The organism is Paucibacter sp. KBW04, from assembly GCF_003852425.1.
Classification (GTDB): Bacteria; Pseudomonadota; Gammaproteobacteria; order Burkholderiales; family Burkholderiaceae_C; genus Paucibacter_A.
Window position 1 is genome coordinate 106,297 of sequence record NZ_QAJN01000007.1, and the last position, 12,908, is coordinate 119,204.

Consider the following 12,908-nt stretch of genomic DNA (forward strand, 5'->3'; position numbering starts at 1 on the left):
TCTAACGCGGTGTGTCCACGGTCACCAAGCCCGTGCCTTCCAGGCGCACGGAGATGTTCTCACCCGCCGCACCCGTGGCGCTGATGCTGCCCACGGCGATGTTCAGCGCCTGGCCGTTGGCGGCGGGCAAGGCGCGCAGAATCAGGACCTTGTCGCCGCGCGGCGTCAACTCCACCGGCACCCGGCCGGGCTGACCGCCGCCCTGGGTGGGCGCGAATTTGGAGGGGTCGAACTCCAGCTCCGCCCGCACCGTCGCCCCACTCTCGTTCTTGAGCGTCACCGACACCGTGCCGCCCGGTCCCACCTGGGGCGTGACATCAAAACGCAGCACGGCCTCGCTGGCGGGGGGCGGCGTGACGCTGAAACCTGAGGCCGAGGTTGTGGCCGAGGCATTCGCGCCACCCAAGCTGCCCGCCGGGCCCACACCCACCTTGGCATTGGGGCGCAGCAAGCTGCTGAAGGCGCCGGGTGAGGCGTCCGTGCCGCTGGCCAGGCGGGTGAAGGCCGCGTCCGGCAGCGAGAGATTGCGCACGATGCGCGGCGTGATCAGGAGCACCACCTCGGTCTTGGTGTGGTTGTCCTGGGTGACGCCGAACAGGCGGCCGATCAAGGGCATGGCCGAGAGGCCGGGGATGCCGGTGGCCGTGCGTCTGTCTTCATCATTGATCAGGCCAGCCAGCACCTGGGTCTCGCCATCGTTGAGGCGCAAGGTGGTGGAGGTGACGCGGGTGCCAATGCGATAGGCCTTGGAGTCCGAAGGGCCCAGCACCTCGCTGATCAGATTGCTGACCTCCAGGCCCACCTTGATGCTGACGTCGTTGTCCAGCTGGATGGTGGGTTCCACATCCAGCTTGAGCCCGACGTCCAGATAGGTCACCGAGGAGGACACACCGATATTGACCGCCGAGGTGGTGGTGAACACCGGCAGCTTCTCGCCGATATGCACCTTGGCCTTCTCGTGATTGCGCACCCGAATCTTGGGGTTGGCGAGGATGTTGACATCGCCCGAGCTGCCGCGCAGCGTGGCCACCACGGCCGGGTTGGCGATAGAGGCACGGAACTCATTGCGCCGGCCCAGCTCCACCTGGCCGGTGACGCCGGTCAGGCCGTATTGCACCGTGTCCGGCCATTTCAGGCCCAGGGCGTCGGCGCGGTCGGTGCTCATCTCCAGCACCTCCACCTCCAGCATCACCTCGGGCTCGGGCAGGTCCACCGAGGCGATTAACTTTTCCACCAAGCGCATCACCTCGGGCGTGTCGCGCACCACCATCAGATTGAGGCGCTCGTCGATATGGATGTCGCGCACCTTGGCGATGGTGCGCACCATGGCCTGCACCTGCTTCACATCGGCATTGGTGAGGTAGAGAGTGCGGGTGATCAGCTCCTGATGCTCGCGCTGCTTGCCGGCGGTATTCGGGAAGATCAGCACCGAGCTGTCGTTGAGCATCTTGCGGTCCAGGGCCTGGGTGGACAGCAGCACCCGCATGGCCTCGTCCAGGCTCACATTGCGCAAAAAGATGGTGACGCGGGCATCGGCGCGCACATCTTTGTCGAACACGAAATTGATATTGGAGCTGCGGGCCAGGGCCTCAAACACCTGGCGCAGCGGCGCGTCGCGGAACTCCAGCGTCACCGGCTTTTGAAACGCCGGCCCCATCTCATTGCTCTGCGCCTCCAGCGGCCGCGCCTGGGCGGTCTGACTCAAGAGCAGGCGGGCGCCCACATGCTGGGGCGACTCCACCAGGATCTCGCGGCCCAGGGCCTCGGCCCGCTCCAGCTTGCCCTCGCGCAGGGCCGCACGCGCGGCCTGCAGCTTGAGTTCCTGGCGCGGGCCGCGCTTCAACTCGGCCTCAAACCAGGCCAGACGCGGGTGCTTGGGGTCCAGCTCACGCAGTTGTTGCATGGCCTCGCCCATCTCCTCCCAGCGGCCGGTGGCACGCAAGCCCTCGACCTGGATCAGCAGACGCGAGACCAGCTGGTTCTGCAAGCGCAGCTGGGCCGCGCGCAAGGCATGGTCTTGCGGCGATTGCTTCAAGGCCTCGCCGAGCACCGCATAGGCCTGCGGCATCTGGTTGGCACGGCTGAGCTCCTCCGCCTGGCGCAGGGCCGGGTTGGCGCAGGCGACCAGCAGGGCGGCCAGAGCCAGGGCAAGTGCCGACCTTAACAAGTGTTTCGTCTTCATGGAGGTGTGGGACGGAAGGCAATGATTTGTGGGAGCTGAGCCGGCAGCCAGGTGAGATTGAGGCCGCGCTCGTTCACTTGATCGACGCGCCACTGGCCGTCCACCACATCGCCGGCCTGCACGGCCAGGCTGCGCGTGGCGCTGGCCAGCAGGCCCTGCGCCTTGCTGCCCTCGACCAGGCGGCCGATCAGCTGATAGGGAAAAGGCGGCGCCATGGGCGGCGGCGGCGTGCTGGGTGTGGCCGCAATCTTGGGCGGGGGCGGAGGAGGGGGCGGCGCCCAGGCGGCGAACTGGCGCTCGGGCACTTCACTCCAGGCCTGGCGCTGCACCGGCGTCCAGTTAGGTGGCGCGGCTTCGGCCTCCAGCGACCGGGCTCCGCCGGCTTCCCTGGGTCGATCACGCAGGGCTGCGGGTGCCGGGCTGCGCTGAGCCGCGGCGCTAGGCAGGGCGAGGCTGCTGTCCGCCTCATCCTCGCTGTGCGCGGCCCACCAAGTGGCCAGCAGGGTCAGGGCCAGGGCGGCGATCAAGAAAATTTGACGGGTCTTGGATGGAGGCGTCGCGTTCATGGCTTGGCCCCGTCTTGTTCCAAGGCCTTGGCATCGGCGCGGCTGTGCAAAGACCATTGCAGCTCGGCCTCCACCTCGGCCGCTTGCGGCGAGGCCCGGCGCAGCTTGAGGCCGTCCAGGCTCAGGGCGGCATCGTGCTGCAAGGCGGCGGCGATGAACTGCCGTACCTGGGCATAGCCGCCGGTCACAGGCATGCTGACCCGCAGGCGCTCCAGCCCGGCGGCGGCGTCCACGCTCAGGCGGTGTTCGGTGCGCGCGCTGACCAGGCCCAAGCGCAAGCCCATCTCCAGCAAATCGGCCAGGCGCTGTTGACGCTCGGCGGCCGGCGGCAGGGCTTGCCACCACTGGGCTTGGGTGGCGGGGGCCTGCGCTTCTTGTGCGCCGGCGGCGCGCTTGAGGCGCAGCTCCTGACGCAGGCGATCGGCCTGGGCCTGGGACAGGGCGGCTTGCTCGTCCCAACGCGCCGCGGCCAGCCACAGGGCCGCCGCCAGCAACAAGGCCAGCAGGCCGATCAGGCCGGGCCAACCCAGAGCCCGCAGAGCGCGACGCAAGCGAAGAGAGTTCATGGCCTGTCCTTGCCAGCCAGAGGGGGCAGATCCGCCTGCAAGAGCTCGGGCCGCAGTCGCGCCGTCAACTCAAAGCGCTGGCCGCTCAGGCCTTGCTCGGCCGTCTGAAAACGGCTCAGCATCACCTGGCGCCAACCGGGCGCCGCGCCCAGGCGGTCGGCCACATGCAGGGCCAGCAGTTTGTCGCCGGCCAGGCCTTCCAGGCGCAGCTCACCGCGCGCGGCCGTGTAGTCCAGGCTCAGCCAGCTGATGCTGCCCTGCTCCGGTTTGGCGCCCGCATTCAAACCCGCTTGCTCGATATTGCTCAGCAGCGGCTCCCAAGCTTGTTGCAAAAGCTTTTGCGCCTCCTGCGCGCCGCGCAAGGCGTCCAGCTCGCCGCGTTTGGCCGTTTTTGTCGGAACGATGGCCACCGGCTTGTTGCCGCCCAGACGCTGCAGCTCGGCGCTCAAACGCTGCTCTTGATGCCGAGCTAAATCCAGGTTCTGACGGCTGTCCAGCATGCCCCAGACCGAGGTGCCCAGCACCAGCGTCGTCGTCAAAGCCAGCGGCCAGGCCAGAGGCCAGCGGCGCTGGCGTGGGCCTAGGAAGTCCGGGTCCGGCCAGGCTGGCAGGGCCTTGGCCTTGCTCTCAAACCAGTCGCCTTGTGGCGCAAGCGCAGTCAAATCGGAAAGAAAGCGCAGCGAAGCCGCCGCCGCCGGCAAGGCCACGCCCCTCGCCTCCAGGCCAAAGCCCTGCACCAGCAGCGGGCCTGGCATCTCGGCCTGCAGCTCGGGCAAGAGCTCCAGCAAGGCCTGCCGCGTGGCGGACTCCAGGCGCAGCTGGCGCAGGCTGTGCAGGCAGCCGCCCTCCAGGCGCAAGCAGGTCAAGACCTGACCCTCCACCCAGGCCAGGCCGGCCCTCGGCGCCCGCGCCCATTCGGGCTCGCTCAGCAGCAGCTGCTGCAAAAGCGGCGCCCAGGCCGGCCGCACGCGGCGCAGCAAGACGGCCTCTTGATCGAACAAAAGCCGCAGCGCGGCCCAATCCAGGCCATGCAGGGCGCTCAGACCTAGGCCTGCCGTGCCGGAGCGCCAGCTGGCCAAGGGCCAGGCCCGCGCGAGAGCGCCAAAGTAATGCGCAAACTGCTGGCGGCCATAGGCTTGCAGCGCCTCTTCCTCGCCCAGAGGCAGGCCGGGCTCGCAGACCAGCTCATGCAGCAAGCGGGCGGAGACGATCAACTCCAGCGCCTGGCCGCGATGGGTTGAGGCCCAGTCCTGGGCTGGGTGTTGGAGGCCGTCGCCATCGAGTTCGCGCAAGCCCTCGGCCGTCAGGAAGAGGCGGGTGGCTTGGCGCTGCAAACGCGCCGCCAGCCTCGCGCGCCAGCCCGCCGTCGGCGCGGGCGCTGCGGCCAAGGGAGTGAACATCAGGGTCTTAGCGCTGCTACTCATCGAGGGTGACCCTCTCCAGTTCCTCGAAGGTGGTTTCACCCCGGCAAACCGCTTGCAAGGTCATGACCCGCAGCGGCTTCATGCCACGCGCGCGGGCGGCCTCCTTGATCTGCGACATGGGCGCGCGGGCGGCGATCAGATCGCGCAGGCCGTCGTCCAGCTTGAGCAGCTCGGCCACGGCGCGGCGGCCTTTGTAGCCGGTGCCTCGGCAATGGCCGCAGCCCTCGCCGCGCAGGAATTGGTGTTCGCCTTCTTTCAGTCCATAACGGGTGAGCGTGACGGCATCTGGCGAATACGGCCGGGCGCAATGCTTGCAGGTCAGGCGCACCAGGCGCTGGGCCAGCACGGCGTTCAGGGCCGAGACCACGTTGTAGAGGTCCAGGCCCATATGCATGAAGCGGCCGATCACATCGAAGGCATTGTTGGCATGCACGGTGGAGAAGACCAGGTGGCCGGTCAGCGCCGCCTGCACAGCGATTTGCGCCGTCTCGGGGTCGCGGATCTCGCCCACCATCACCCGGTCGGGGTCGTGGCGCAGGATGGAGCGCAGGCCGCGCGAGAAGGTCAGACCTTTTTTCTCGTTGACGGGGATCTGCACCACGCCCGCCAACTGGTACTCCACCGGGTCTTCGATGGTGATGATTTTGTCGCTGCCGGTATGGATCTCGGCCAGGGTGGCGTAGAGCGTGGTGGTCTTGCCGCTGCCCGTCGGCCCGGTCACCAAGAGCATGCCGTGAGGCTGGCGGGCCTGGGCGCGGATGGCGGCGCGCTCGTCGGCCTGGAAGCCGAGTGCATCGAGCGTTAGCGAACCACCGGTCTGCTCGATGCGGGCACGGTCCAGCACCCGCACGACGGCGTCTTCACCAAACACGCTAGGCATGATGGACAAACGAAAATCCACCTCGCGCCCCTGTACCTTGAGCTTGAAGCGACCGTCCTGCGGCAGGCGGCGCTCGCCGATGTCCAGCTCGGACATCACCTTCAGCCTTGAAACCAGCTGCTCGGCCACCGCGGCGCCCTCCACCGTGCGCACCATGGACATCACGCCGTCGACGCGGAAGCGGATCACCGCGCCGCGCAGCGTGCATTCGATGTGCACATCGCTGGCACCGTCCTGCAGCGCGTCGTACAAGGTGGCATTGAGCAGGCGCACCACCGGGCTGGCCTGCTCGGACATGGCCAGGGCCGAAAGCTCTAGCGCGTCGCCGCTGCTGTCAGCTTCCACCACCGCCTCTTCCACATCGGAGAGCGCGCGGAAGTCGGCCTCGCCCGCGCCCAACCAATGCGTCACCGCCGCCGCGTCGCAGCGCAGCCAGCGCACAGGAGACTGCAGGCGCGCCTCCACGCTTTGCAAAAGCATGGCGTCGGCCTCGCGCTCGCCCAGAAGCATCTTGCGGCCGCTGCTGCTGGAGACGGCCAGCACGGCCCGCCAACGCTGGGCCTGGGCCTGGGGCCAGGCTTCAAAGTCCAGCGCCCAAGGGCCTTGTTCCTTTGGCAGCCAGTCCTGCAAGGAAAGCTGTTCGCTCATTGCACCTGCTCCACCAGCTGGAATATCGGCAAATACATCAGCACGATGATGCCGCCTATCAGCACCCCCATGATCAGCATCAGGGCCGGGTTGATGGCGCGCGTCAGCAGCTCGGTCAGGCGTGCCGCCTCTTCATCGTGAAAGGCCGCGGCCCGCTCCAGCATGGCCGGCACTTCGCCGCTGCGCTCGCCCACACGCACCATGCGCCGGGCCACCGGCGTGGCCAGGTTCTGCGCCTCCAAAGCCTCAGAAAGACGCTGGCCGCTCTCGATCTGCGCGGCCGCTGCCGCCACCGCCGGTCGCCAGGGCGCGGCCACCACATCCTCAACAATGCGCAAGCTGGCCAGCACCGGCACGCCCGAGGCCAGGAGCATGGCCAGGCTGCGATACAGGCGCGCCAGGGCCAGCACGCGCAGGCGCGGGCCCAGGCCAGGCAGGGTCCACAGGGTGGCTTGCAGGCGCTGGCGCAGCGGCTCATGCCGCCACAGGGCAAAGCCCGCGAACAGCAGCAGGGCCAGGCCGCCTAAGACCGCGAAAGGATGAGCGCCAGCCGTCTGGCCAAACTGAATCAAGAGCCGCGAGGCCCAGGGCAAATCATTGCCCAGGCCATCCAAGATGCCGGCAAAGCGCGGCAAGACAAAGAGCAGCAAGAACATGATCACGCCGCCGCCCACGGCCAAGAGCATCACCGGGTAGACGCAGGCCGCGACCAGGCGGGCACGCAGGCTTTCCACCCAGGCGAGGTATTTGGCGTGCTGGGCCAGGGCGCTGCTGAGCTGGCCGGTGCGCTCATTGGCCGCGACGATGGCGCAGACGAGTTCATCAAAAGCCTGGGGCTGGGCGCGCATGGCCACTGACAGGGGCTGGCCCTGCTCCACACTGGCGATCACGCCGTTCAAGGCCAGGCGCACCGCCTCCACGCTTTCTTTTTCGCGCAAGGTGTTGAGGGCTTCCAGCAGGGCGATGCCGGCGTCCAGCAAGACACTCAGCTCCTGGCTGAAGAGCTGCAGAGGGAAGCGCTTGGCGCTGCGCAGGCGCTGAGCGGGAAGGCTGGCAGCCAACTCATCCACCGCCAAGACATGCTGGGGCGGCACACCCAGAATATGGGCCACCGATTGCCGGTCCGGGGCATCGACGCGCAGCAGCTTCACCCCCTCGGGGTGGAAGACACGGGCTTGGAAACTAGGCATGGCGGCGTTCGCGGCAGGGGCTGCGGCGCAGATCACCAGCTGGTCAGATCGGCATCTTCAGCCTCGCCGCCGGGGCGGCCGTCGCGGCCCAGGGACAGCAGATCGTATTCGCCATGCTCGCCGGGTGAGCGGTACTGATAGTCGTTATGCCAAGGGTCTTTGGGCAAGGCCTTGCTGAGGTAGGGGCCGGCCCAGCGCGGCTCGTCCGCCGGCTTCGTCACCAAGACCGCCAAGCCCTGCTCAGTGCTTGGGTAGCGACCCACATCGAGGCGGTATTGATCCAGGGCTTTTTGCAAGCCGTCGATCTGCGCACGCGCGGCCTTGACCTCGGACTTGCCGATCTGATTGAAAAACTTCGGGCCCACATAGCCGGCCAGCAGGCCGATGATGACCATCACCACCAACAACTCCAGCAGGGTGAATCCGCGCGAGCGCCGTCCGTCGGCAAAGGAGGTGGAGGTGGAGGTGGGGGGTTTCTGAATGAGATCCATGGAGACCAATTGAACTAACGAACTGATGAACTAAGTGCAAACCCTTGAATTCGAAAACACACGCAGAATGGCGATGTAAGTTTGACTATGGCATATCGAATTCGCTCCACCATTGGGGCTTGAACTATCCCCAATTCCGGCGCGCCTCAATGTAGCAAGGGTAGATGACAAACGTCTGAAACCCGTCGGAGATGCTACGGCCCTTGCGCCGCAACAACCCTTTTCCCCAGGCCTTGGCCCTGGGACTTTTCGCAAGCTGCACCGAAGTACGACTCTGCCAGTCGTGGTTAGCGGCCCCTCCACAGACTCATCGACGGTATCCGCCCCATGGGCTGCCGCCGAAAACTCTAGAAAGGCCTCCTATGCGCATCCCTCATTTCTTTCTCACGATCAAGCGCCGTCTGAGTGCTTGGTGGCAGGGCTTGGGCGCGAGCAAGCGCCCGGCCTCCAAGGCCCCAGAGTCGCTGGCCAAGGACAGGGCGCTTGGCGGGTCGCCGACGATCGCCATGCCCATGACTCGTTATGCCACCGTCATCATTCCGGCCTTGAACGAGGCGCGTCGCATTGCCGAGGTCGTGCGCTATGCGCTGGCCGATGAGGCCACGTCCGAGGTTTTGGTCATCGACGACAGCTCGATCGACGACACCGCGCGCCTCGCGCGCGAAGCCGGTGCGCGTGTGATCACCAGCACCATTCTTGGCAAGGGCGCCTCCATGTGCGATGGTGCTTTGAGTGCCAAGGAAGACCTGCTGGTTTATCTAGACGGTGATCTTTCCGGCTTGCAGCCAGGCATTGTCAGCAAGCTGTGTCGGCCCCTGCTACGCGACGAGGCCGACTTCGTCAAAGCTCGTTTCGGCCGCAGCGGCGGTCGCGTCACGGAGCTAACGGCCAAACCCATGCTGAAGGTCTTCTTTCCCGAAGTGGCTCATTTGGGCCAACCCCTGGGCGGCATCATTGCGGCCCGACGCAGCCTGATGCGCTCGCTCAGTTTTGAGGGGGGCTATGGGGTGGACATCGGCCTGCTGCTGGACGCCCATCGCGCAGGCGCGCGTTTGGTCGAGGTCGACATCGGCTCACTGGAACACGACAGCCAGCCCCTGCTCGACCTGACCCTGATGGCCAATGAGGTCGCACGGGTGATCTATTCCCGCGCGCGCGCCAGCGGCCGCCTGCATGTCGAGCAGGTGATCGCCATGTACGAAACCCAGCGCCAGGCCCAGGCCGAGCTGGACTACATCCTGACCCGCCGGCGCGGGCGGCAGCGCATTCTTTTGCTGGATATGGACGGCACGGTGACGCGTTCACGCTTTGCGCTCGAGTTGGCCCGGGCGACCGGACGAGAAGCGGAATTGATGACCCTGCTTGACGGCCCCAACGACGACGCAGCCACCCGCAGCGCCCGCATTGCCGCCCTGTTCAAGTTTGTGCACCAGCGCGAGTTCGAGCGCGTGGCCCACAAGCTGGAGCTGCGTCCGGGCGCCATCGAGTTTGTCAACCGCATGCGCCGTGCCGGCTTCATGGTCGGTTTGGTCAGCGACAGCTATTTTGTTGCGGCCGACATCGTGCACCGCCGCCTCTTCGCCGATTTCGCGCTGGCCCATTTGCTGCAATTTGACGCGGAGATTTGCGCCGGACGACTGCTTTTGAACTCGGGCTTTCTCGCCCATCCGGCGGACGAGGAGCGCCGCATTTGCAAGAGCCATGTGCTGCGCCGATTGCGTGAGGACCTGGGCGAACCGCCGGTGGCTGAGATCTGGGCGATGGGTGACAACATCAATGATCTTGCGATGCTGCGCAGCGCCGACAAGGCCTTCGCGATGGAGCCCAAATCAGCCCAGTTGCGTGAGGTCCCCGGCGTAATCGTGGTCAAGGGCTTTGAAGAGCTGCTGGCCCATGTACCTGCAGAACATCCCGAGGCGGCTTGAATGTCGCCCCTAGATTGGTGGGTCATCTGTGGCTATCTGGCGGGAACCTTGGGCCTGTCCGCCTGGTTTGCCCGGCGCCAAACCAGTGCCGCCGACTACTACGTGGGAGGCCGCAGCCTGCCTTGGTGGGCCTTGGCCATCTCCATCCTCGCCACGCAATCGTCGGCCAATTCCTTTATTGGCATTCCGGCCTATGTGGCCTTGGTTCAAGGCGGCGGCCTGACTTGGTTGCAGTATGAATTGATGTTGCCCCTGGCCATGATTGTGGTGATGGTGGTACTGGTTCCTGTGCTGCGTGGTTTGGGCGTGATCAGCGTCTATGAGTATCTGGAGCGCCGCTTTGACCGCCGCACCCGGGTTTGGCTGAGCGTGGTGTTCTTGCTCTCACGCGGGCTGGCCACGGGCGTAGCCTTGTACGCTGCGGCGCTGGTGGTCCAGGTCAGCACGGGTCTGCCCCTGCATTGGGCCATTGTTCTAACGGGCGGCATCACCGTGATCTACGACACCATGGGCGGCATGCGCGCGGTGGTGTGGACGGACGTGGCGCAAATGACCGTGTTGCTGGGCGGCATCGTCCTGTGCGCAAGCATCGCCTGGGATATGAGTGGCGGCGGGGCGGCCATCATCGCGGCCCAAGATCCGGCTCGCTTGGCCGCTATCGAATGGGCACATGGCGTAGGAGACGGCGCCCGGGCCCCGCTGTGGGGCTTTGTGGCGGGAGGCCTGGTGCTTTACATCAGCTATTACGGCGTCGACCAAAGCCAGGCTCAGCGCACCCTATCCGCCATCAATGTGAGCGGCGCCCAGCGTGCGCTGGTGCTCAACGGCATCTTGCGCTTCCCCCTCACCTTGGCCTATGCGGGGCTGGGTTTGGCGATCGGTGCCGTCGCGCTAAAACATCCGGCCTTGCGCGATGCGGTGCCCGCCAATCGCCTGGACCTGCTGGTGCCGCGCTTCATCGAGCTCTATCTGCCCAGTGGGGCCCGCGGCTTGCTGGTGGCCGCCATTTTGGCGGCCGCCATGTCCAGTCTGGACTCGGCTTTGAACAGCCTGTCGGCTGCGACCTTGCGTGATTTCGTTGAACCGCGGATTGGCCCCGCCAAAGCCTTGCGCGCAGGCCGATGGGTAACCTTGATCTGGGGGCTGACTATCGTTGGATTTGCCCTCACCGTCGGCGGCTTGGCCAGCAGCGTGGTTGAAGGCATCAATCGCATCGGCGCTCTGTTTTACGGCCCCTTGCTCGCTGCCTTTGCCTGCGGAATCTTGGACCGCCGCGCCCGCGGCCCCGCTGTCTTGGCTGGCGTGGCCGTGGGTTTGGCGATCAATCTTTTGTTGGCCAGCACGCTAGGCGCCAACCTGTTCTGGATGTGGTGGAACATCACCGGGCTGCTGGTGGCCACGGTGGTGACGTGGGTGGGCAGTCGCCTGATCGCGCCGCCGCAGCCCGCTCAGCTGCTGGGCACCACCTTGGATGCGCAGGCGCTGTGGCGCGGCGTATCCCAGCAAAAAGGCTTGATCACCTTATTGCTTGGCTGGGCCGTGGCCATGGGCGGGCTTGCGCTATGGTTGGGGGTCAGGCAAGGCTGAGCCGCGACAAAGGCTTACGGACGAAATTTCACAGGAGGCTGTCGGCATGTCCCTCAGACAGTTCATGTCCTTGCGCCCGCTCACGCGGGCACTGGCTGCCGTCAAAGACGGGCTTGTTCACGGCTGGGATGAGACTGCTCAAGCCCTGGGTTTGCAGGAGGATCTGTACGCCAACCCAAGGCATCGGCCCTTAAGCCGACCTGTAACGGTGGTGCTGATTGGGGCCGGTCATCGCGGCACTGTCTATGCCAACTTCGCCGCGCGCTATCCGGCCGAAATGCGTCTTGTGGCCGTGGCCGATCCCAATCCCCACCGCCGCGACCGCTTGGCCCGCTTGCACGGCGTCGCCTCCGAGCGCTGCCTTGATCGATGGGAACAGGTATTTGATCGCCCTCGCATGGCCGATGCCGTCATCATTGCGACGCCTGACGCATTGCACAGTGAGCCTTGCCTAAGGGCGCTGGAACTGGGCTATGACGTGTTGCTGGAAAAACCCATTGCGCCCACCGAGGCCGAATGCCGCGCCATACTCGCCAAGGCCCAGGCCACCGGGCGCTTGGTAGGCGTCTGCCATGTGCTGCGCTACACCCCTTACTTTCGTGAACTCAAGGCCTTGCTCGATAAGGGCTTGATCGGCGAACTCATCAGCATCCAGCATTTGGAGCCGATTGAGCATGTGCACATGAGTCACTCCTATGTGCGCGGCATTTGGCGCAAGAGCGAAAGCAGCACGCCCATCATCTTGGCCAAGAGTTGCCACGACACGGACATCATCCGCTGGTTGGTCAATGCCCATGCGGACAATGTGCATTGCTTCGGCAATTTGAAATGGTTCACCAACGCCAACGCACCCCAAGGCAGCACCGAGCGCTGTACCGACGGCTGCCAGGTGGAGCATGAGTGCCCCTATTCAGCCCTGCAAATTTATCTGCGCGATCGCAAGCGGCTCTATGTTTTTGATCTGCCAGAGGACAGCACGCTGTGGGACGCCACCATATTGCTGAACTTAAAAACCAGCGACTACGGCCGCTGCGTCTACCGCATGGACAACGACCAACCCGACCACCTGACCGTCAATATTTTGTTCAAGAATGAAGTGACTGCCGCCTTCTCCATGGAGGCCTTTGTGTCCTACGAAGGACGCCGCACACGCATCATGGGTTCGCTCGGCGATGTCACGGGCGATATGGAGAGCTTTACTCTGACCAGCTTCAAGACGGGCAAGAGGCGCAGCTGGCGTATGAAGACCGATGCCCATGGCGGTGGCGATCACGCCATGGTGCGCGATTGGGTGCAGGCCGTAGGCCAGCAGGACGCGACGCTGCTGAGCTCATCCATCGCCGAGTCGGTCGAAAGCCATCTGATGGCTTTTGCCGCCGAGCGTAGCCGCCTCCAACGCACGATTGAAGATGTGCGGCTATGAAACAAACGAGAGAACCGCGGCGGGCG

General features: G+C 65.6%; 10 protein-coding genes. 3 read left to right on the plus strand and 7 right to left on the minus strand.

The window, feature by feature from the left end:
- Position 1: 1 nt before the first annotated feature.
- The 7 genes from DBR47_RS08640 to gspG are packed head-to-tail and all read right to left on the minus strand — an operon-like array spanning position 2 to position 7,947.
- Positions 2 to 2,182, minus strand: a complete 2,181-nt coding sequence (locus DBR47_RS08640) for a secretin N-terminal domain-containing protein (RefSeq protein WP_124448989.1) — start codon at positions 2,180 to 2,182, stop codon at positions 2 to 4.
- Complete coding sequence (locus DBR47_RS08645) at positions 2,179 to 2,748, minus strand: hypothetical protein (RefSeq protein WP_124448991.1); 570 nt, start codon at positions 2,746 to 2,748, stop codon at positions 2,179 to 2,181. Before DBR47_RS08645 ends, DBR47_RS08640 begins: the two co-directional genes overlap by 4 nt.
- The gene (locus DBR47_RS08650) at positions 2,745 to 3,314 is read right to left on the minus strand and encodes a hypothetical protein (protein WP_124448993.1); all 570 of its coding nucleotides are present in this window, start codon (positions 3,312 to 3,314) and stop codon (positions 2,745 to 2,747) included. The genes DBR47_RS08645 and DBR47_RS08650 overlap by 4 nt, the downstream gene beginning before the upstream one ends.
- Complete coding sequence (locus DBR47_RS08655) at positions 3,311 to 4,738, minus strand: hypothetical protein (RefSeq protein WP_124448995.1); 1,428 nt, start codon at positions 4,736 to 4,738, stop codon at positions 3,311 to 3,313. Before DBR47_RS08655 ends, DBR47_RS08650 begins: the two co-directional genes overlap by 4 nt.
- Positions 4,731 to 6,266, minus strand: a complete 1,536-nt coding sequence (locus DBR47_RS08660; protein WP_124448997.1) for a GspE/PulE family protein — start codon at positions 6,264 to 6,266, stop codon at positions 4,731 to 4,733. The genes DBR47_RS08655 and DBR47_RS08660 overlap by 8 nt, the downstream gene beginning before the upstream one ends.
- Complete coding sequence (locus tag DBR47_RS08665) at positions 6,263 to 7,456, minus strand: type II secretion system F family protein (protein WP_124448999.1); 1,194 nt, start codon at positions 7,454 to 7,456, stop codon at positions 6,263 to 6,265. The genes DBR47_RS08660 and DBR47_RS08665 overlap by 4 nt, the downstream gene beginning before the upstream one ends.
- Before the next feature lie 32 nt (positions 7,457 to 7,488).
- Entirely contained in the window at positions 7,489 to 7,947 is a 459-nt protein-coding gene (gspG, locus tag DBR47_RS08670; protein WP_124449001.1) for a type II secretion system major pseudopilin GspG, read from the minus strand.
- Between the two features lie 362 nt (positions 7,948 to 8,309).
- Between gspG and DBR47_RS08675 the strand changes: the two genes are divergently transcribed.
- Genes DBR47_RS08675 through DBR47_RS08685 form a run of 3 tightly spaced genes read left to right on the plus strand, consistent with a single transcriptional unit; the run spans position 8,310 to position 12,882 of the window.
- Positions 8,310 to 9,872, plus strand: a complete 1,563-nt coding sequence (locus DBR47_RS08675; RefSeq protein WP_197046947.1) for an HAD-IB family phosphatase — start codon at positions 8,310 to 8,312, stop codon at positions 9,870 to 9,872.
- Positions 9,873 to 11,459 carry a sodium/solute symporter gene (locus DBR47_RS08680; protein ID WP_124449005.1) on the plus strand — a complete coding sequence of 529 codons (1,587 nt, stop codon included), beginning with the start codon at positions 9,873 to 9,875 and terminating at the stop codon, positions 11,457 to 11,459.
- Between the two features lie 46 nt (positions 11,460 to 11,505).
- A complete protein-coding gene (locus tag DBR47_RS08685) occupies positions 11,506 to 12,882 on the plus strand; it encodes a Gfo/Idh/MocA family protein (protein ID WP_197046948.1) in 1,377 nt (458 codons plus the stop codon).
- Positions 12,883 to 12,908: the final 26 nt, after the last annotated feature.